The 21,679-nt window shown below is 66.2% G+C and carries 10 protein-coding genes; all 10 read left to right on the top strand.

Annotation, left to right across the window (positions count from 1 at the left end):
- Positions 1-129 precede the first annotated feature (129 nt).
- On the top strand, positions 130-1,149 hold the full coding sequence (locus ACQY4K_RS06350; RefSeq protein WP_428394427.1) for a hypothetical protein: 1,020 nt from the start codon (positions 130-132) through the stop codon (positions 1,147-1,149).
- Positions 1,150-1,636: 487 nt separating this feature from the next.
- Positions 1,637-1,807, top strand: coding sequence for a hypothetical protein (locus ACQY4K_RS06355; RefSeq protein ID WP_428394429.1), 171 nt, complete (start codon positions 1,637-1,639; stop codon positions 1,805-1,807).
- A 446-nt stretch (positions 1,808-2,253) separates the two neighbouring features.
- A complete protein-coding gene (pglW, locus tag ACQY4K_RS06360) occupies positions 2,254-6,414 on the top strand; it encodes a BREX system serine/threonine kinase PglW (protein WP_428395996.1) in 4,161 nt (1,386 codons plus the stop codon).
- A 44-nt stretch (positions 6,415-6,458) separates the two neighbouring features.
- The gene (locus ACQY4K_RS06365) at positions 6,459-6,740 is read left to right on the top strand and encodes a type II toxin-antitoxin system RelE/ParE family toxin (protein ID WP_428394430.1); all 282 of its coding nucleotides are present in this window, start codon (positions 6,459-6,461) and stop codon (positions 6,738-6,740) included.
- 11 nt (positions 6,741-6,751) lie between these two features.
- Positions 6,752-7,144, top strand: coding sequence for a HigA family addiction module antitoxin (locus ACQY4K_RS06370; protein WP_428394432.1), 393 nt, complete (start codon positions 6,752-6,754; stop codon positions 7,142-7,144).
- A 121-nt stretch (positions 7,145-7,265) separates the two neighbouring features.
- Positions 7,266-10,997 (top strand): BREX-2 system adenine-specific DNA-methyltransferase PglX, encoded by a 3,732-nt coding sequence (gene pglX / locus ACQY4K_RS06375; RefSeq protein WP_428394434.1) that lies wholly within the window; start codon positions 7,266-7,268, stop codon positions 10,995-10,997.
- A 62-nt stretch (positions 10,998-11,059) separates the two neighbouring features.
- A complete protein-coding gene (locus ACQY4K_RS06380; RefSeq protein WP_428394436.1) occupies positions 11,060-14,707 on the top strand; it encodes a hypothetical protein in 3,648 nt (1,215 codons plus the stop codon).
- The gene (pglZ, locus tag ACQY4K_RS06385; RefSeq protein WP_428394438.1) at positions 14,704-17,421 is read left to right on the top strand and encodes a BREX-2 system phosphatase PglZ; all 2,718 of its coding nucleotides are present in this window, start codon (positions 14,704-14,706) and stop codon (positions 17,419-17,421) included. The genes ACQY4K_RS06380 and pglZ overlap by 4 nt, the downstream gene beginning before the upstream one ends.
- Entirely contained in the window at positions 17,421-18,737 is a 1,317-nt protein-coding gene (gene brxD / locus ACQY4K_RS06390) for a BREX system ATP-binding protein BrxD (protein ID WP_428394440.1), read from the top strand. The genes pglZ and brxD overlap by 1 nt, the downstream gene beginning before the upstream one ends.
- Positions 18,734-20,821 (top strand): DEAD/DEAH box helicase, encoded by a 2,088-nt coding sequence (locus ACQY4K_RS06395; RefSeq protein WP_428394442.1) that lies wholly within the window; start codon positions 18,734-18,736, stop codon positions 20,819-20,821. Before brxD ends, ACQY4K_RS06395 begins: the two co-directional genes overlap by 4 nt.
- Positions 20,822-21,679: the final 858 nt, after the last annotated feature.

Here is a 21,679-nt window from a genome sequence, read left to right on the forward strand (position 1 = left end):
TCACGCCGTGCGCTGTAACGGCTCCGCGCCGCTGGTGCGTAAGACGGAGACTTTGCTACCCTCAACCTATAGCGGCCTGCGACCCCCTAGCAGACCTAAATCGAGGGTTGCGTGGACTAGCCGTCCTGTGTGATGCAAGTCGGCAGTGGTTCTCGATTTCGCCAGTTTGTTTCTCTAGGGGTCCTCGCGATGTGGGTCGCTTCGAACGACGTTGAGAAAGTTATTGACTGGTTTTACCGTCGCTCGTCTGCCCGGTTTCTGGGTGTCTTCGTCGCGGGCGATCGGAACTTCGACTCGCTGCTGCGGTCGGTGGTAGCAAGCCGCCAGACCTTTGACGTGATCCTTGGGCCTTGCATAGATCTTGTGTTGTTTAGCAATGCAGAATTTGAGTCAGAGCAGAACATACCTGTACGTCATATATCAAATTTGTCAAAGTGGACGCCGCAACGTACGCGTGGGATTTCAAACGCTACTTTCATGTCGACCAATGATATTGCTTCCTCTCTAAAGCTTGGAATTGACGATTTACCTGGCCTAGTTCTGCTCAGAAAGCGCGACGGCCGCCGAGACGACGGGTCCGAACGCCTTGTACTTAGCCTAAGAGGTGCAACTGATGTCGACTTCTTGGTCGATTTCTTTAGAGCTTTCCGGAAATCGCTTGAACGGGTCGAGACGGCACGATCCACTAAGTTCAGGTTAAATGATTTGGGACTTGCTGAGATCGAACGCAATGTGACTAGCCGCGCCGCGGAAGCGGCGGTCATCGAGAAGTGCGACAAGCGGATTTCTCGGTATCTTGGGGAAGCGCAGTTGACTGCCGCCTCGTCCGACGATGAACTAGAGCAAGCACGTATTGCCGAGCAACGACTGAACAAGGCGAAGGTCGCTAAATACAACGCCCGTCACAGAATTGCGAAATTAGATGCACAGGTGCCTATCGAGACCGTCGTAAAATTCATGATGCTGGCAGATGAAGAGATAAAAGAATTACAGGCCGTACTCGATCGTTTTGAACGTCGGTTATCCTACGCCTTAGCACGAGACAGGGTTTTCAGGTTCCTAGGTCTGTCCGAGATAACAATGAGTCAGGTCAAGCGTATCATTCAGCTAGCGGCCGCCATTAAAGCGGGTAGCGGGGCGCTATTGTGAGTTCCTCGATGGCACGCACGCGCTCCGGGTTCTGCTGTTGCCGATCCAAGGGGTGGAACTCCACCGTGCGCCGGAAGTGCGTCCGCTTTCAAGACAGGAGCCTCGGCGTGTCTACGACTGAGATGGCACACCGCGGCCGGTAAGACGATCGTCGGCAATGTCCTCTTGTCACCACGGGTCGCCGTATGGCAGACCTACTGGAAGTTAGTTATTGCCCACTGGCCACCCCATGCCAGGGGTCGTGTGCAGTTAAGTGCAAAGTTTAGGACGGTTTGTTGCTCGGGGATAGCGCCCCCACCCCCGCCGCTTGCTGGGACGTTGCCGCGCTGCTTGGCGCCCCATTTCCACAGGTAGGCCTTCCGCGGGGGAAGCGGGGCGGGTCGGTCCAGAGAGCCGCAAAAAGCCCATGCACATGTGCTATAATCAGGACGCTATGCTGCTGACCCAGGAACAGTAGGACCTCGAGTACGAACTGGGGGTGGAGCAGATGACCGTAAACATCACCAAGGTGCTTGCCGATTGGGACAAGCAGCGATTGGACATCGACCAGGAACACAAGAGGCTACAGGTGTCGATCTGGGCGATCACGTTTCAGCTGTTGGGCCTTGTCGTGGCATCCTTCGCCGCCGGAGCATTATGGGCAAGGCTGTTCTGGTGAGACCGAATCCGGCCCGCAGAGAGCCGTGGGTCGCGTGCAGTTAACTTCAACGGACTATAGACCCGTTGGTGAATGGAGGTGACATCTTCTCCTCGCTCCATGTCCCATGGCAATGTCACTGTGCGCGACATCCCGCTCCCGAAGTTGGTGCCTGCCTCAGAGGAAGCGGAGCGGGTCGGTCCAGGGGCTGCAAAAAGCTGCTGCCTCTTTTAGTTTCCGGCCGGATGAGCGCGCCAGCCCGTCTACCGCGCATCTACATTTGGACGCCCCTAAAGTCGCTTCCGTTGTACTCCTGGCTGCCACCAAGCTGCTCATATGCTGGGTCGCGAGTCCACTCCGGTCAGCCTTCGGCATGGATTATCGGCTGCGACAGAGAGCGGCTACTCCCTAAACCCGCATCTTAGGCTAAGATTGTAACGTCCCTACGTTGAGGTTTGTTGTACGAGATGAAGGCACTCCGCTGGACCGCCGTCAGCCAGTCGGCCTTCGAATGGGAGAGGGAAGCCCTCGACTTCCTGCGCGACAACCTGCCTGACCACGAACCTTGGCGCGCCTGGTCGAACTTCGAGTTCATCGACGATGAGGGACGGGTCAATGAGGTCGACGCCCTGGTCCTAGCACCGGCCGGCCTGATCCTTATCGAAGCGAAATCCCGGCCGGGAACCATCCGCGGCGATGCCTACAGCTGGACGTGGCGAACCGAGGGGCGGGAGATCACCACCGACAACCCTCTCCCGCTCGCCAACCGGAAGGCCAAACGCCTCGCTTCTGTCCTGCGCCGGCAAGAGGCCCTCAGCGGCCGCAGCGGCGCGCGCATCACGCCTTGGGTTGAGCCGCTGATCTTCCTATCGAAGGTGAGCCAACGTCCGGTTCTGGATCCCGGCACGGCGAAGCGTGTTGTCCTGCGAGGAGAGGCAGGCAAGCCGGACGACTCCGGCGTTATCGGCACGTTGCTGCGCGCCGACGAGCTCGGCTTCGGCCGTCGAGGGGCGGTTGATTCTGCGGTCGCACGGCAGATCACAAAAGCCTTGGAACAGGCTGGCGTGAGGCCGCCGGGACGCGGACGGAGGGTTGGCGATTACGAACTCGGACAGCTCCTCGGCGAGGGCGACAACTGGCAGGACTTCGCCGCTCGGCATGCCGCTACAGGCGTGAAGCGCCGAGTTCGCGTCTACCCCTATGCCCGCGCCACGACGCCCGAGGCACGGGACCGCCTCGCCCGCACCGCCCAACGCGAATCCCGCGTTCTGGAAGGGCTGGAGCACCAGGGCATCCAGCGCGTCCTCGACTATCGCGAGGCCGAGCTCGGACCGGCGCTCGTGTTCGAGTATGATCCAGATGCGCTCCGCCTGGATCGTTTCATGTCCCAGCGCCTCGCAAAGCTGGCGCTTACTGAACGGTTGAGCTTGGTGCGGCAGCTGGCCGAGGCAATGGCCTACGCGCACGGGAAGCGGCTCTACCACCGTGGTCTGGCACCCCAGAGTATCCTCGTGCGGGACGCCGATAGTTCTGCCCCTCGGCTTCACGTCACCAATTGGCAGGTCGCCAGCAGAGCCGAGGGAAGCACCGCAGGCGCTGTGATGACGGCCGGAACCTTACATGTTGAAGACCACCTCACCGATCCATCGAAGATCTATCTTGCGCCCGAGGCGGCATCGGCTGGGGATGCTGGCGCCGCCCAGGCAGATGTCTTCTCGCTCGGCGCGATTGCGTATCACCTCCTCTCCGGCCGCCCACCGTCGACTAGCCCGCTGCAGCTCCCGAGCGTGCTTCGGGAGGGAAACGGCCTGCTCTTGTCCGGCCTCATGAACGGTGCAGGGCGCTGGCTTGAGGAGATGGTGCGAGCCGCCACCGCCCCCGTAGTGCGCGACAGACCGCGCGACGCACGCGAGTTTCTAGAATACCTAGCCGAAGCGGAGCGTGAGGCCGCCCCTCCGGAGCCGGCGCCGACCTATGTCACGGATCCGGCCACGGCAGCGGCCGGCGACCGCCTGGAAGGCGATCTCGTGATCAAGCGGCGGCTTGGGCAGGGCGGCAGCGCCTACGCCTTCCTGGTCGAACGGGAGGCCACCGGCGAGGAGTTCGTCCTCAAGGTTGCGCTCGACGACGCGCACGCCGATCGCATCCGGGCCGAGGCCGGCATCCTGCGTCCGCTCCGCCACCCAAACATCGTTAGATTTGTCGCCGACACGACCATTGCCGGACGACCCGCCATCCTCATGGAGCGAGCAGGGGATCGCACACTCGCCCAGTGGATACGCGGCGGCGATCCTCTGTCGCTGGACCTCATGCGGCGCTTCGGTGAGCACCTCCTCTCGGCTGTCGAGTATCTGGAGGGCGACGGCGTCGCCCATCGCGACGTAAAGCCCGACAACATAGGCATAGCAAAGGCCGCGGCGACGGGAGCCTACCGGCTCGTTCTCTTCGACTTTTCCCTGTCACGCGCCCCGCTCGAGAACGTCACTGCCGGCACCAGGCCTTACCTCGACCCCTTCCTCGTCGACCGCCGCCCACCGCGCTGGGATCTTCACGCCGAACGCTACGCGGTGGCGATCACGCTCCACGAGTTGCTGGTGGGCACGCCGCCCACATTCGGGGATGGCCTTACCGAAGCGCGCTTTATTGAAGATGAAGCCACGATCGCTGTCGACCGCTTCGACCCCGCCCTGCGTGACGGCCTGGAGACCTTTTTTCGCCGTGCCCTGCGCCGCGACCCCGTCGAGCGGTTCGGAAACACGGAGGAGATGCTGCGGGCTTGGCGAGAAGCCTTCTCGCCGATGGATCGCGTCACCGCCGCGGCCGACAGCATCGAGGTCATCGCCCCTCGCCTCGATCGGACCAGCAGCATCGCCGAGGTCGGCTACGGGGTCGAGGCGCGTGCCGTGCTTGACCAGATGGGCATCCACACCGTGCTCCAGCTCCTGGGCGTACCTCGTCTCCAGTTCCGCTATCTCACCGGGGTCGGCGACCGCATCCGACGGGAGATCCGCGAACGGGCGAAGCGCCTTGCGGAACTCCGCCGCGACCTTGTCCCCGGCGGCATCACCGAGAACGATGGCGGCCGGGCCACCCTGGACCGTTTGGCGGAGCAATTGCTCCCACGTCGCCCTGCCGGCGACGATCGGCCTGAGGACCGCGTCCTCGCGTACTATCTCGGCATCGACGACGACGCGGCATCCTGGGCCAGTGCCGGGCAGGTGGCGGCCGCCGTCGGCACGTCCCGCGGCGCCGTGGCCGACGCTCTCGAAGCGGCCCGGACCCGCTGGCACAAGAGCGCCGACCTGAATGCTGTCCGGGGCGAACTCAGCATGCTGATCGAGAAGGCCGGCGGCATCGCCACCGCTGACGAACTGGCCGTGCAGCTTCTCGGCTCTCGCGGCTCGGTCAGGGAGGACGACAGGGAACGCATGCGGCGCGCACGCGCGACGATCCGCGCCGCCATCGAACTCGAGGCCTCGGTCACTCCAACGCGCTTCGCCTCCTACGCCGAGGCGAGGCCCGAGGCGGCCATCCTCGTCTCCGCGTCGCCGGAGAGCGCCGAATACGCCCGACGCCTCGGTCGCGCCGCCGACAAGCTCGCCGCGGAGACACCGCTGCCGAGCCCTGGCCGGGTGGATGACGAACTCGGCGTCGTCCCCTTCCCGGAAGGCGCAGGAGCCCTGACACCGGAGCGTCGGCTGCGTTTGGCCATCGCCGTCTCAGCCGGTGCCGCCCTCTCCGCGCGTGGAGAGCTCTACCCTCGCGGCATGAAGGCGCTGGGGGCGCTGAGGCTCGCTCTCGGAACTCTCGCCAACATCCGGGCTCTCAATGAAGCCGAGCTGCGCGCCCGTGTCCGCGGCCGCTTCCCGGAGGCCGAGGACCTGCCCCTCCGTCCCGACCTCGATGCCCTGCTGGAAGAAGCCAGCGCCGAGGTCGATTGGCACGATGCCGGTCCGGATGGCGCGGGCTACTATAGTCGCTCCATCGCCAATAGCGGCAGCGGCACCGCGATGCTGATCCGCCACGCCACCTTCGACCAGGCGCAGGAAGCGACACCCGATGTCCTCGCCGCCCGGGCGATCGAGGACAAGATCGTCTTCGCCGCCGAAAAAGGCGTGTTCCTGGCACTGACCGTCGAGCCGCGTCAGGCTCGCGGCGCCGAGGCCGAGCTTTTGCGCCGCTTCCCACGGGAGGTCGTCAGCCTCGAACGCCTCATGCTCCAGGCCATGCGCGCCCGGGCCGAGGAACGCCGCATTGCCTGGCCGAAGGCGCTCATGGCCGACGCCGCCGCGCGGGACAGCGCCGACTTCCGCAACCTCCTCCGCCTCGCGGCCGAGGCGGCACCGCGCGTGGCGAAGGAGATCCTCACCCTCCGGCAGCCGGCCCTGCTGACCCGCCCCGGCCTGATCGCCCGCTATGACCTGATGACAATGCTGGACGAGTTCTCGCAAGCCTCCGGCGCCTCGGGCGGGCCGCCCAGCCTCTGGCTCCTCATCCCACAAGCCACGCCCCGCCGTCCCGAGATCGACGGCGCCATCCTGCCCGTGATCTCCGCCGCAAACTGGACCCGGCTGACGGACCCCTGGCTGGCCAACGCCCACCGCACCGGCGGCCGCTTCGCCGCCTGACTCATTGCACTTGATGTTTCGCGTATGACGCGATACGTATCAACGTGATTCGAAGCTTTGGCGACAAGGTGACCGCACTTGTCTTCCAGGGCGGCCTGCCTCGCGGCATGGCGCGGGACCTGGCCCAGGGCGCGCGCCGCAAGCTGGTGATGCTGGACGCGGCGGAGCGTCTGGAAGATCTGCGCGCGCCGCCCGGCAACCGGCTGGAAGCCCTGCGCGGCGACCGCGCCGGCCAGTTTTCCATCCGGATCAACGGGCAGTGGCGCCTGGTCTTCGTCTGGCGCGACGGCGGCCCGCATGAGGTCGAGATCGTGGACTACCATTGAGGAGGCTCGCCATGACGACACGCGTGATGCCCCAGAGAAAGATCACAAGGCCGATCTCCCGCAGCGACCTTGATGCCGGTCACGTGGACCTGGCTGAGGTGGACAGCGGTCAGCGCCTGGGGCCCACTCATCCCGGCGAGGTGCTGCGACACGAATTCCTGGAGCCGCTGGGCCTGTCGGCGCACGCGCTGGCCCTCGCGTTGCGCGTGCCGGCAAACCGCATCACGGCCATCCTGGGCGGGCGGCGCGCCGTCACAGCGGAGACGGCGCTGCGCCTGGCCCGGCATTTCGGCACCACGCCGGCCTTCTGGCTCAACCTGCAGAAGGCCCATGAGCTGGAAGTCGCGGAGCAGGAGGCCGGGGACCGCATCCGCGCCGAGGTCGCCCCGAGGGCCGCCGCCTAGCGTTGCCAGGGCGGCGCCACCGTCCTGCCGAGCGGCGGCGTCCGGTGCAGGAGGATTGCCGGGTAGGGCTAGGCCTGCGATGTTCCACACCAAGAATGAATAACAGGGGCCGGGCTAGTTAATGGTGAACGCGGAGCGACTGCTTGAAGGTCTGAAGAAGCTCAGGAAGAAGCTGGAGGCCGATCTTCGTCACCATCACGTGTCCTCCGCTGGCCGGGCCGCAATCGAGGCTGAGTGGCAGGAGGCGCGGGACACGAAGCGTACCGCCGACACCTTCGAGACCTTCTTCGGCGCCGCGGTGGACCAGGCGACGGTGCACTGGATCCTCGCCCTCGTGTTCCTCCGCTTCCTCGAGGACAACGGCCTGCTGGACCACCCGCTCGTCTCGGGCGCCGGGGAGCGACTTGAACTCGCCCAGCTGCGGCAGCGCGAGCATTTCCGCGCCCACCCGACGGACAGCGACGCCGAATACCTGCTGGCGATGTTCGGGGAGGCGGCGCGGCTGCCGGGCCTCAGCGGCCTCTACGATCCCGCCCCCAATCCGCTGTTCCGGCTGCCCGTCTCGGGCGACGGGGCAAAGGAGCTGTTCGACTTCTTCCGCCAGCGTGTGGCTGGGACCGCGGCGCTAGTGCACGACTTCGCCGACCCGGACTGGAACACCCGCTTCCTCGGTGACCTCTACCAGTATCTGTCGGAGGAGGCGCGCAAGCGTTTCGCCTTGCTGCAGACGCCGGACTTTGTGGAGGCGTGGATCCTCTCCCGCACCCTCGACCCGGCGATCCGCGAGTTCGGGCATGAGCAGGTGCGGATGATCGACCCGGCCTGCGGCAGTGGCCACTTCCTGCTGAGCGGGTTTGCCCGGCTGCTGGCGGAATGGACGCGCCATGCGCCGGAGATGCCGCAAGCGGCGCAGGTGCAAAAGGCGCTGGACGCAGTGGGGGGCGTGGACCTGAACCCCTTTGCGGTGGAAATCGCGCGCTTTCGCCTGCTGGTCGCGGCACTGAAGGGAGCGGGCGTGCAACGTTTGGCCGCCGCGCCAGATTTCCGTTTCCAGCTCGCCACTGGCGACAGCCTGCTGCATGGACGGCACTTCGCCCGGCACGAGTTGGGCGGAGCGGAGGAGGGCTTCCGGCGCGTGCTGCGCCACCACTACGCGGCGGAAGACGCTGACGCCGTAAATGCCATCCTCGGTCGTCAGTACCACGCCGTGGTCGGCAATCCACCCTACATTACACCCAAGGACGCGGCGATGCGGTACGCCTACCGCGAGATCTACGATAGCTGCCACATGAAATACGGGCTCGGCGCGCCCTTTACCGAGCGTTTCTTCGATCTGGCGGAGCAGGGCACGAGGGATCAGGCCGCGGGCTTTGTCGGGCTGATTGTTGCCAACAGCTTCATGAAGCGAGAGTTCGGAAGGAAGCTGATCCAAGATGTGCTGCCGCGGCTCGATCTAACCCACATCGTCGACACTTCCGGCGCCTACATTCCTGGCCATGGCACGCCGACGGCGATCCTTTTCGGGCGCAACCGCACACCCGTCGCACAGGTGGTACGGACAGTGCGCGGGGTGGGGGGTGAACCAACAGCACCGGAGATTCCGAAGCACGGGCTGGTCTGGTCGGCGATCGTAGGACAGACCGATTTAGCAACGTCCGAAAGCGATTTCATTAGCACCGAAGATACTGAACGCGCGGCTCTCGCACGGCATCCCTGGAATATGGGTGGCGGCGGCGCTTCCGAGGTGCAGGCGGCTATCGAGGACGACCGCCCGCGCTTAGCGCAGATGGCGGCAGCTATCGGGGTATTCGGCATGACCAATGCAGACGAAGTCATGCTAGCGGATACGGCGGCCTTTAGACGGACCAGGTGTGAACCAAGCGCAATACGGTCTCTGGTCGTCGGGGATCAGACACGAGATTGGCGTATAACCGAAGCCGACGCGGTAATCTTCCCCTACGACGAGTCTGGGCTTCTGCAACTCGATCAGATGCCGATGACAGCCCGCTGGCTTTGGCTAGCGCGAACAGTAATGGGAAATCGAGCGACCTTCAGCCAACGCACTTACTTCGACGAAGGGCGCCCCTGGTGGGAGTGGCATCAGACGGCGCTGGAGCGCCTAGGCGGGCTTACCATCACCTTCCCGTTTGTGGCGACGCATAACCATTTCGTTCTTGATCGCGGGAAGATGGTGTTTGGCCGAACAGCACCGATCATTAAGCTTCCAGCCGGAGCGTCGGAAGATGAGCACCTGGGTGTGTTGGGACTCCTCAACTCGTCCACCGCCCGATTCTGGATGAAAAACGTCCTTATGGATCGAGGAAACGGTGGAATTGGTGGTGGCATAGCAAACGAGCCCTGGGAGCGCTTCTACGAGCACGACGGCGGCAAGATTGGTCGTTTTCCCCTCGCTGCTGATCGCCCCGTTGACCTAGCCCGTGCCCTCGACAATGAGGCGCGGCAACTCGGCCAAAGCCTGCTGGTGACACATCGCGCTATTGCAGTTCCGACCCAGGACTCCCTAACAGCTGCCCGTGCCGACGCAGTGACAGCCCGCGCTCGTATGATCGCACTGCAGGAGGAACTCGACTGGCGTTGCTATGGCCTTTATGGCCTGCGAACTTCGCCGCCGCAGCACACCAGCCCGCCACCGCTCCGCCTCGGCGAGCGCGCCTTCGAAATCCTCATGGCCCGCCGCATGGCAGCCGAGGAGCTTGAGACGGCTTGGTTCGACCGCCACTGCTCCACCCCTATAACAGACCTGCCCACCCATTGGCCTGACGACTACCGGGCCACGGTCGAGCGCCGCATCGCACTCATCGAGTCCGACCCGACCATCGGCATGGTCGAGCGGCCCGAGTACAAGCGCCGCTGGTCCTCCGAATCATGGGAGACCATTGAGCGGAACGCGCTCCGGGCCTGGCTGCTCGACAGGCTGGAAGACGCGCGCTTCTGGGACGCTGCGGACACCCGTATCGTCACCAGCCGCAGCCTCGCAGACTCAGCACGCGCCGACACCGAATTCCAAGCCGTCGCAGAACTCTATGTCGGCCGCGGCGGCTTCGACCTCGAAGCCTTGATGGCAGAGTTGGTCGCGGCTGAATCCGTGCCCTTCCTTGCCGCCCTCCGCTACAGCGAGACGGGCCTGCGCAAGCGCGCGGATTGGGAAGCAGCCTGGGAGAAGCAGCGCGCTGAGGACGCCATCGACGAGGAGCTGGCGGGCCGCCGAGACAAGTTCCTCCGTGCCGCCTACTCCCGCCAGAATGCGCGCGGCGCGGGGGAAGCCGCCGAAGCCTATGCCTCCCGAATGGCTGTCGGCCTTGGTGCCGAGACCGTGCAGCAGGCCGCCGACACCGCCATTGCCGCAGAGACGAAGCGTCGTAAGGCGACGGAGGTCGGCGACATCCCCGTGCCGCCGAAATACAAGTCGGCCGACTTCCAGTCGGCGAGCTTCTGGGGACTCCGCGGCGGCCTCGACGTGCCAAAGGAGCGCTTCGTCTCCTTCCCCCACTGCGCCCGCGATGCCGATCCCAGCCTGCCGATCCTCTGGGCCGGCCACGACCACCTCGCTCGCGCCCGGGCGCTCGCCTCCCTCTACGTGGAACGGCGGGACACGGATGGCTGGCCCTCCGCGCGGCTCCTGCCGATGCTGGCCGGCCTGCTGGAACTCGTCCCCTGGCTCCGCCAGTGGCACAACGAGATAGACGCGGAAACCGGACTACGCATGGGCGACTACTTCGCCGGATTCATCGAGGAGGAAGCGCGCGAGCGCGGCCTGACGATTGACGACCTCCGCAACTGGACGCCGCCGGCGCCCGCCCGGCGCACACGTGCCCGGAGGACCACGGCATGAGCGACATGACTTCTCCCTCTAGCCGCCCGCTGCTCCGCGACCTCATCAACATCCCGGAACGGGTGCAGACCAACGATTTCGTCCTGAAGCTGTCGGACGGTGTCACCGAGGCCGGCGCGGCCGAGACCATCAAGAGCTACGTGGTCACCAAGGAACTCGCCAATGCCTTCGACAAGGCGCTCGGCTTCATCCAGGGCTCGGTCGAGGGCGGTAAGAGCGCGGCCTGTTATCTCCACGGCTCCTTCGGCGCCGGCAAGTCGCACTTCATGGCGGTGCTGAACCTGCTGCTGGCCGGCCACGCCAAGGCGCGCGGCGTGCCGGAACTCGCGGGCTTGGTGACGAAGCATGACCGCTGGCTTGGCGGGAAACGTTTCCTGATGGTGCCCTACCACATGATCGGGGCGAAGGACGTCACCAGCGCCATCCTGGGCGGCTATGCAGCGCATGTCCGCAAGGTCGAGCCGGCCGCGCCCACGCCCGGCTTCTACCTCGGCGAGAAGCTGTTCGAGGACGCCAGCGGCCTTCGCGCCAAGATGGGCGACGACGCCTTCTTTCAGCACCTGAACGAGGGCGCCGCCGCGAGCGACGATGGCTGGGGCGACTACGGCAACCAGTGGGATGCCGGGTCCTTCGAGGCCGCGACGCTGGAGCCGCCTGAGGGCGAGGAGCGGCAGCGCCTGGTTGGCCGGCTGATCGAGGCGTACTTCAGCAACTATGCCGGCGTGGCGGCGACGCGCGGCGAGGCCTTCGTGGACCTCGACGCCGGCCTCGCCATCATGAGCCAGCATGCCAAGCGGCTCGGCTACGACGCTGTCGTGCTGTTCCTTGACGAGCTGATCCTGTGGCTGGCCAGCCGCGCCGGCGACGTGGACTTCGTCAACGATGAGGGATCGAAGCTGTCGAAGCTGGTGGAGGCGCAGGACGCCAACCGGCCGATCCCGATCGTGTCCTTCGTGGCCCGACAGCGCGACCTGCGCAACCTCATCGGCCAGCAGCACGCCGGCGCGCTTCAGGTGCGCTTCTTCGACACGCTGAAATACTGGGAGGCGCGGTTCGACAAGGTCGTGCTTGAGGACCGGAACCTGCCGGTGATTGCCGAAAAGCGCCTCCTCGCGCCGAAGTCGGAGACGGCGAAGCAGGAGATCGATGCCGAGTTCGACCGGGTGATGCGCGCTCGGCAAACGGTGCTGGACACGCTGCTCGGCTCGGACGGTGAGCGGGCGCTGTTCCGCATGACCTACCCGTTCAGCCCGGCCCTGGTGCAGGCGTTGATCGCCGCGTCGTCGGTCCTGCAGCGGGAGCGCACGGCACTGAAGCTGATGCTGACCTTGCTGGTGAAACGGCGGGACGAGCTGCGCCTGGGCGCTCTGATTCCGGTGGGCGATCTTTGGGATGAGATCTCGACCGGCGACCAGCCCTTCTCGGATGGGATGTTGATCGAGTTCGAAAACGCCAAGAAGCTCTGGACCCTGAAGTTGCTCCCGCTCCTGGAGCAAGAGCACAACGTGGCGTGGCAGGATTTGCAGGACGGGCGCGCGGACCCGCAGGTCGCCCGGCGTTTTGCGAATGACGCACGCCTGCTGAAGACCCTGTTGCTGGCGGCTCTGGTGCCGGAGGTGCCGGCGCTGCGGGCACTCACTGCGCCCCGGCTGGCCGCCCTGAACCATGGGACGGTGGTGTCGCCGGTGCCAGGAGGGGAAGGGGGTATTGTCCTTCAGAAGGTCCGGAAATGGGCCTCGCGGATCGGCGAGATCCGCATCACCGATGACCAGACGCCGATCGTGTCGCTGCAGATCAGCGGCGTCGACGTGGAGCCGATCCTCGCCAACGCGGCCCAGGCCGACAATGACGGCCAGCGGCGAAGCAAGCTCCAGCGGATCCTGTTTGACGCGCTCGGCATCCGGGAGGATGGCACCCTCATCGGCGCCCAGCCCTTCGTGAGTTACGAGCACGCTTGGCGCGGCACGAAACGGGAGGTCGACCTCTACTTCGAGGCGGTGGCCGAGATGAGCGCCGACCGCTTGAAGGGCCGCGGCGCGCCGGTGCTGGTGCTCGGCCTGCCCTTCGATCCGAAAGGGCGGCCACCTTCGACACACTTGGCCCATGCCAAGAACTTCAACGACGACGGCGCCTCGGGCGGCGTGGTGTGGCAACCTGCGTATCTGAGCGACCGCGCGATGAAGGATCTCGGTACGTTGGTCCGCATCGACTTCCTGCTTGCAGGAGGCGGCGAGCGGCTGAACGAAGCAGCGCGAATGCTCTCCGCCTCCGACCGCGAACAGGCGCGGGCCGTGCTGCGCAGCCAGCAGAGCGCGCTGCACCAGCGTATCCGGGCCTGTATCGAAACCGCCTACGGCATCCGTAACGACAACGATGGCTGCATCGGGACGCCGGTACCGCCCGAAGACCGGCTGGTGTCGCTCCAGGGCACCTTCGTGCCGCAGATGCCGGTCGGCGCCGACATGAAGGGCGCGGTGACACAGCTCCTGGATCGCTGGTTCGAGCATCGCAACCCGGCCCATCCGGTGTTCGATACCGAGGTGCGGGACGCGGTGCTCCGCCGCGTGCTGGAGCGCGTCCAGGCGGCGGCGCAGGCGCCGGACCAGCGGCAGTTCATTGAAGAACCGGCGGACCGCAAGCATCTCGGCGGGATCGCAGTCCCGCTGAAGCTTGCGGTGATGAGCCAGACGCATCTGCAACTGACCAACGACTGGGCGAACCATTTCGCCACGATGCATGTGCGGTTCGGGGACGGGCCGCTGACGGTGACGAAGCTCCGCGGCTGGATCGACGAGCCGAAGCCGATGGGCCTGCCGACGCGCGTGCAGAACCTCGTCATCCTCGCTTTCGCTGCGCAGGCTGACCGCGCGCCGGTCCGCAACGGCGCGCCCGTGACGATCACGCTCGACCGCATCGACGACACTGTTGAACTGCGGGAGGAAGCTCTTCCGGACGAGACGAGCTGGGCCAAGGCGCGCGAGCGCGCCGCGGCTTTGTTCGGCCTGAAATCAGGTGAGGTCCGGAAGGGCGCAACATTGTCGGCCCTGGCAGCCGAGCTTCTGGACAAGGGCGCCGCCAAGCGGACGCTCCTTGCCGATCTGCTGAAGGACCTCTGGCAACGGGCAGAGCGATTCGGCGTCGCGGCTACGGCTCCGCGCTTCACCACGATGCGCTCCGCCCAAAATCTTCTCGGCGACCTCGCCGGGGCGGCCACGCCGCTCGCTCGCGTCGAGGCGCTGGCCGATGCGGAACTCGAGACCAGCGAGGCGGCCGTCGGACGTCTCCTGGCGGCGCTTTCCGAGATTCGGGAGGCAGTGGCGTCGGCCGATTGGAACATCATTGAGGCCGGTATTGGCCTGGGCGATCATCGCAAGGGTGCCGCCGGGGGCCTGCGGGCGAGGCTCGTCGAAATGCTCGACGCGGACGAGCATGCGGTTCAACTCAAGCTGATCCTGCGCGACGTCCAGACCCGGGCCTCGCGGCTGCTGGCCGAGGCGCCACCTTCGCCGCCTCCCCCAATCCCACCGGCCCCCGCGCCCGCGCCGCCGGCCGGTGAGGAGGTGGTGGACGAACGCCAACAAATCGTGCTGGACGCTTCCGCCGCGACGGCGGCGATTGACGAGCTAAGAGGTCGCCTGGTCGCCTCTCCCGGCGCCCGGCTTACAATCTCGTGGCGGCTGACCCGGCCGAAGCCCGGTGGCGCTGCTTGAGCCCTCTGCTGGCGCCGGACCGGGCCGAGATCGAACGGGCGTTGGAGGAACTCCTGCGGCGAGACGCCGGCGCGCGCGTTCTCGCCATGCGTTCTCCGGTCAAGCGCACCTGGCCCGAGATCATTGAGCGGCGAGGACAGCACTTCCGCGTTGCGTGGTGCCCTTCGGAGCTCGAAATACGGGAGCGCCTCAGCGAGGCGGAAGCCAACGCCGACGGGATGATCCTGCTGACTCCGCTCGACGCCGCTGCCCTCGCCAGCGACATCATCGCGCGCTTCCCACGCGCCAGACTCGAACAAACCGATCGGTGGTCAGCGCTGCGGAGCCTCTTTAAAGCTCACATGGTCGACCCGCGGCTGGCCGCCCACCGATGGCTCGCCGATCTGCTTCTGGCTCAAGTGCCTGGAGACGGGTATCGCCCGGCATCTGGGGGCGCCCTTGACCTCGACACCGCATGGAGAGCCGCGCTCGAAGAGGTGCTGGGCCTGTCGGAAGGCCGCGGCGACGCGGTGGCCCTGCTGACTTGGACGCTTGACCCTGTCGGCCTGGATCGGCTTGCGCAACTTCCGCCGGATGTGCGCCAGGCCCTGACCAGCCGACTTGGCATGGAGGCAGGACCGGCTGCAGCTCTGGTATTGGGCGCGGCGTCGGTGGGCCGCGGCGGCGACGCTCTAGCCATCGCACTGGCCTGCGGCGTTGTGTTTGGCGAAGCGGCAATGTCGCGTTTTGAGCTCCGGGATGCTGCCGTGCGGCTCGAGCCGCTCGTCGGCGGCGTCCCGATCGATCCTGCCGTCGGGCGGAACCTCGCCGAGGCGGGACGTCGGGTGCTTGGTCGCCTTGCTCGCGATGATTCTGCGGCGTGTCGGGCCGTGGAGACGCGGACAGCAGCAATACTGACTGAGATCCGGGCAGAGCGGGCCGCGGGGCTCAGCCCAGCCTTGCAGCTTGGGTTTGATGCCAGGATGCGCGAAGCAGCCGACGCGCTGTGCCGCGCGACAGAGACAGGTCACGCCGACGACGCGGGCGCCGCCTGGGCCGGGGTTCGCAACGCCGCCGGTCACGACCGCGCCGGAGACAACGCCGCACGGATCGGGCGTCTGACCATGGCCGCTAGACTTATGAGCTGGCTTACGAAGGCGCGGCTGCAGCCGTTCCGTAGCTTCGGCGAAGCTGCCGCAGGCTACGCTTCAGACGGCGGCTTCGTGGACCGCGCCCGGCAGGCCCTCCGCGGCGGAGACCACCTTTCTGAGGTGGCGAACGCCTACGCGCGTGTTGCCAAGGCGGCTGCCACACAACGCGACACGGAGAACCAGAGCTTCGCGACGCTGCTAAGAGGATGGAACCAGGGCGGCGGGTCCGGCGACGTGCCGCTCCCAGTCGAGCGTGTCCTGGATGCCGTGGTCGCTCCGCTGGCGCACGACAAGCCGGTCCTGCTCATCGTCTTCGACGGCCTCAGCTTCGCTGTCTGGCGCCAGCTCGCCGAGACTGTTGGCCGGCTTGGCTGGGTGGAGCTCGCCCCGGCAGATGGGCGCGGTGCGTTCATCGCGGCGGCGGCGCTGCCCTCCGTCACCGAGATTTCCCGGGCGAGCCTACTTTGCGGGAGGTTGACGCGCGGTGACCAGGCGGCGGAGCGAGCTGGCTTCGCCGGGCTTGCAAGCCTCGTTACGGTGTCACGGTCGGGGAAGCCACCGCGCCTGTTCCACAAGGCCGACCTCGGCGTCGGTCCGGGACTCGGCATCGACGTCCAGGCAGCCGTGGCCGACCTCCAGCAGAAGGTCGTCGGGATTGTCCACAACGCGGTCGACGCCCAGTTGTCGGGGAGCGACCAGCTCGAGATCACCTGGTCCGCCGATGATTTCCGCCAGGTTTCCGCCCTGCTGCACACCGCCCGGCAGGCCGGCCGGATCATCGTCATCACCAGCGACCATGGTCACGTGGTCGATGAAGGCACCGTCCAGAGGCCAGGCGGGGCGGGCGATCGCTGGCGCAGCGCCGGCGCGCCAGCGTCGGACGGCGAGATCTCGCTTGCGGGCGGCCGAGTTCTAGCCCCCGGCGGCGCGACGTCTATCGTCGTGGCCTGGAGCGAACGCCTCCGCTTTGCCGCGCGGCGGGGCGGCTATCATGGGGGTGCAGCCCCACAAGAGGTTCTCGTGCCTATCGCCGTACTTTCATCCTCCGCTCCGCCCTCTGGCTGGACCGAGGCGTCGCCAGCAGAGCCGGCGTGGTGGCGCGGAACCGACGCAGAGGCCAAGCCTCCAGGCACGCCTGAGGAAGCCGCACCATCGGTTCGGCGCCGGAAGGCAGAGCCACGTCAGGTCGATCTGTTCATTGGCGGGCCAGGCCGCGGTCGCGATGCACCCGCCCCCGGGGTACCGTCGCGGAGCCCGGCGCCGATAGCGGGTGCGCCGTCTTGGATCGAAGCGCTGCTGCGCTCCGAAAGCTATTCCGCCCAGCGGATCTTGGCTGGGCGCGGGGCGCCACCAGACGATCAGATCCGCGCGCTTGTGGCAGCGCTTGCAGCACGCGGCGGCAGGATCACACGCGCAGGCCTGGCTGAGGCTCTGGGAACCCCGCTGGTCCGCATCGCGGGCTTTGTCAGTGCGGCGCGGCGCGTACTCAATCTCGACCAGGCGCAGATCCTCGTCGTCGACGGCGACGACGTGATCCTCGACGAGCTGCTGCTCCGCTTGCAATTTGAACTCGGCAGTCGCTGATGATTGGCGCTCAACGCAGGGCCGCGATCCTCGACGCCCTCCGCCGTGGCACCGTGCCCCGCGAGGGGCTGGCCGCCTTCGCTGTAGGGGTGGACCGCTTCGAGACGGCGGTAGACGCGGACCTCGCAGTGGCCTCAACCGGGCGCGGAGCCTTCAAGGCAGTTCGCGGCGAGTACGGGTCGGGCAAGACCTTCATGGCGCGTTGGCTGCAGGAACGCGCTCGCGCCGCGGGCTTCGCAACGGCCGAGGTCCAGGTAAGCGAGACCGAGACGCCCCTGCACCGCTGGGAGACGGTTTACCGCCGCCTCGTGGAACGCCTTGCGACCTCCGACACCGCCGAGGGGGCCCTCAGGCCCTCCGTGGATGGGTGGTTCTACACCCTGGAGGAGGACGTACTGACCGAGGGCCGGATTGCCCCCGACGACGTGGCAGCGCTGGCTGCGGCCACCGAGGTCGTCATGGAGCGCCGGCTCGCGACGATCGCGAGGACCGCACCCGCTTTCTCCGCTATCCTCCGCGCCTATCGCCGCGCCCTTCTCGTCGATGATGCTGGCTTGGCCGAGGGCCTGATTGCTTGGCTCGGTGGCCAGCCGAACGTCGCCGCCGCGGTCAAGCGGGCGGCGGGGATCAAGGGCGACCTCGATGCATTCGGGGCAATGCACTTCCTCGGCGGCCTCCTGACGATTCTGCGCGACAGCGGCCGATCTGGCCTCGTCCTGGTCCTCGATGAGGCCGAGACGATCCAGCGCATGCGAGCCGACACGCGCGAGAAGGGCCTCAACGCGCTGCGGCAGGTCCTCGATGAACTCGATGCCGGTCGGTATCCTGGCCTCTACCTGGTCGTGACCGGCACAACGGCCTTCTTCGACGGACCGCAAGGCGTCCAACGCCTCCCGCCGCTCGCGCAAAGGCTCCATACGGACTTCGCCACCGATTCGCGGTTTGACAACCCGCGCGCCGTGCAGGTGCGGCTACAGGGCTTCGACCTCGATGCCCTGGCCACCGTAGGGCGGCGGGTCCGCGACCTCTTCGCCGAGCATAGCGCCGAGGAGGGACGCATCCGCCAAGTGGTAGACGACGGCTACGTCGCCGACCTCGCGCGCGGCGTCGCGGGACGCCTCGGCGGACGTGCCGGCGTCGCGCCACGCCTCTACCTCCGAAAGCTCGTCGCCGAGGTGCTCGACCGTGTGGACCAGTTCGCCGACTTCGACCCACGCCGGCACTACGCGCCGACTGTCGATGAGCGGGAGATGACCAGAGCTGAACGCGCCGCCGCCGGCGCAACCGACGTGGACGACGTCGAGCTCGACCCGTGAGCGCAGCGTTTGACGCGCTTCACCCCGCGCTACGCTACCACATTGTCAGCACCCTCGGCTGGCCCGACCTGCGGCCCACGCAGGCCGAGGCCGTCGAGCCGGTGATGGCCGGCGAGGACGCACTGCTGCTGGCTCCGACCGCCGGTGGGAAGACAGAGGCAGCAGTGTTCCCGCTGATCTCCCGCATCGCAGTAGAGGGCGGGTGGGGCGTGTCGGCGATCTACGTTTGTCCGCTTAAGGCCCTTCTAAACAACCTGGCCCCGCGGCTCGAACGATACGCCGGCTTCGTCGGCCTGCGCGTCGGCCTGTGGCACGGAGATGTCGGCGAGCCCGCCAGGAAGCGGATGCTGCGAGACCCACCCGAGATCCTCCTGACCACGCCCGAATCCCTAGAGGCGATGCTGATCTCGGCGCGCCTCGATCACGTCAATCTCCTCAGCGGCGTCCGCTCGGTCGTCGTGGATGAACTACACGCCTTCGCCGGAGACGACCGAGGCTGGCATCTGCTGTTCCTGCTGTCGCGCCTGGAGCGCCTCACAGGACGTCAGATCCAGCGCATCGGTTTAACGGCGACGGTTGGCAACCCTACCGAGCTGCTCGCCTGGCTGACACTGGGGCGCGGTGGGCGGGTGCTCGGGCCCATGAGCCCCGTTACGGACGGCGAGGTCACCGCCGATCACGTCGGATCGGTCCGTAACGCAGTCACTGTCATCGCGCGCCTGCACCGTGGTGAACGGCGGCTGGTCTTCGCGGATAGCCGGATGCGCGTCGAGGAGATCGCGGCGGGGCTCAGGGCGGCGGGCGTCAGGACCTTCGTGTCGCATGCGTCGCTCTCGCTTGATGAACGCCGGCAGGCCGAGGCCGCATTCGTTTCTGAGCCGGACTGCGTCGTCGTGGCGACATCCACTCTCGAGCTCGGTCTGGACCTTGGCGATTTGGACCGGGTCATCCAAGTTGGTACGCCGCCGAGTGTCGCTTCCTTTCTCCAGCGTATGGGCCGCACGGGACGACGGAGCGGGACGACCAGGAACTGCCTGTTCCTGGCCACCAACGATGAAGAGCTGCTGGCCTGTCTCGCCCTCGCAACTCTGTGGCGGGAGGGAGTCGTTGAAGCGATCCGCGCTCCGCCGCGGCCATCGCACATCTTCGCCCAGCAGGTCATGGCGCTCGTCCTCCAGGAGAAAGGCATCGCACAGGCCGATATCGACCTGTGGCTCGGCGCCGCGACGGACGCGGTGCCGGTGGCAGACCGCCAGGACGTTCTCACGCACATGCTGGCGAACGGCATCCTCGTTACGGACATGGGCATCCTCGGCCTTGGATCCTTCGGCGAGCGCGAATTCGGCCGTCGGCACTTTGGTGACCTCGTCGCCGCCTTCAGCCAACCCCTCCTGCTGGCCGTTCGGCACGGGCCACTGGACTTGGGCTCGGTGCATCCGGCAAGCATCACGCTAGGCCACGGCGGCGAACCTGCCGTGATCTCGCTTGGCGGGAGAAGTTGGAGGGTCACTGAAGTCGACTGGAGACGCCGGACCGTCTCTGTCCTGCCTACCGAGGGCGGCGGTCGTTCGCGCTGGCTTGGCGCAGGGCGCCCGATGTCGAGCGCGGTGGCCGACGCCGTCGAACGCGTGGTGACCGGAACCCACCCTGGATGTCGCTTGTCACGGCGCGCTGCGATGGCTCTGGAGCAGATCCGCACGCGTCTTGAGTTCGTGGACGGCGGCGCGCTTCCGCTCGTGGCGGACGGCGAAGGGCATGTCTTGCTGTGGGGGTTCGCCGGCGGCGCCGCCATGGCATCCATCGCGTCGGGCCTGAACAACCTCGGCCTTCTGGCGACATCCTTCGACGACTTCAGCGTCACTGTGAGGACCCGGGCTCCAAGCGACGTGGCGTCGGCCATCGATGCTATCGAGCCAAACACCGTGCACCCGCGGCTCCCCGACAATATCGAGGAAGCCCTCAAGTTCGGTCTGTGTCTCCCAGAGCCAATCGCATGCGCCATCTTAGAAGGCCGGACCTCCGACCCCGCGGCAGTCGCTGCAGTTTGCCAACGTCCGCGCAGGTTATCTTTTCTCGCAACCTAAGCCCTGAGATCAAACCGTTTTGCCCAGAGCGTGCAGCTAGGTGTCTTGTTTGTTGGCCAGCACAGATCCGAGAGCGCTGCTGCGGTAGCTCGTAAATAGAGTGGACGTGACGCAGCATAAAGCGTTACAGGACATAGCTTTCGACGTCGAGCTGATGCCGGTGTTCGCGTTTGGAACGCCAGTCTGGGCACCTCAATGGTCGAGATGCTGCGAATAGCAGCTACCACTGACGCGTCCGCTATGGAACATGTCGCGGGAGGCGTTGAACGTCCGAAATGACGCGCGAAGCTGCCGGTCGAGGGATCAGACCGCCCTATGGCAGCTCCTATCCAGCAACCGGACATCGAGCCGGAAGCCGCGGATGGGTTGTCCCGGCGGCCGGGTCACCCAGCTTCGGTCCAGTGAGATATCCTGCCGGTGTCCACCAGACCGGCAGCGGCTCAAATGAGGGCGACAGGCCTACAGTTCTTCATTGCAGTTAATTGCAGTTAATTGCACGCGGCGGCGTAGAAATACCTTTCCTACCTGGCTGATCGGGGCGCGTGCGCATCACGTCGGCTCGTCGATGTCGTGGCGCCCCCGGACCGAACCCGGTTCGACCACTATGTGGCGGGGCTCCCCAGCGTTCTCAGGCTGTTTGGGAGGCTACCGGGAGGGAGCGGCCGATATCGACGCCGACCGTGTTCATGCGGAGCGCCACTGATCAACTTCCAAACTTTCCATCCGAGGCAGGACATTCATAACTCGTATTCACCGGCACAGCTGCCGATCCTATGTTTGGCACAGACCCTGCACCGGCCGCGAGCTATCTTGCTGACAGCAACTGGGACTGCTGTATCTATTTGCGCCGATGACTTC

Source organism: Lichenicoccus sp. (assembly GCF_965276875.1).
Lineage (GTDB): Bacteria > Pseudomonadota > Alphaproteobacteria > Acetobacterales > Acetobacteraceae > Lichenicoccus.

Excerpts from the sequence above, each read along its gene's own strand:
- brxD (WP_428394440.1), top strand. The coding sequence starts at position 17,421 with ATGATTGGCGCTCAACGCAGGGCCGCGATCCTCGACGCCCTCCGCCGT.
- ACQY4K_RS06355 (WP_428394429.1), top strand. The coding sequence starts at position 1,637 with ATGACCGTAAACATCACCAAGGTGCTTGCCGATTGGGACAAGCAGCGA.
- pglW (WP_428395996.1), top strand. The coding sequence starts at position 2,254 with ATGAAGGCACTCCGCTGGACCGCCGTCAGCCAGTCGGCCTTCGAATGG.
- pglX (WP_428394434.1), top strand. The coding sequence starts at position 7,266 with ATGGTGAACGCGGAGCGACTGCTTGAAGGTCTGAAGAAGCTCAGGAAG.
- ACQY4K_RS06370 (WP_428394432.1), top strand. The coding sequence starts at position 6,752 with ATGACGACACGCGTGATGCCCCAGAGAAAGATCACAAGGCCGATCTCC.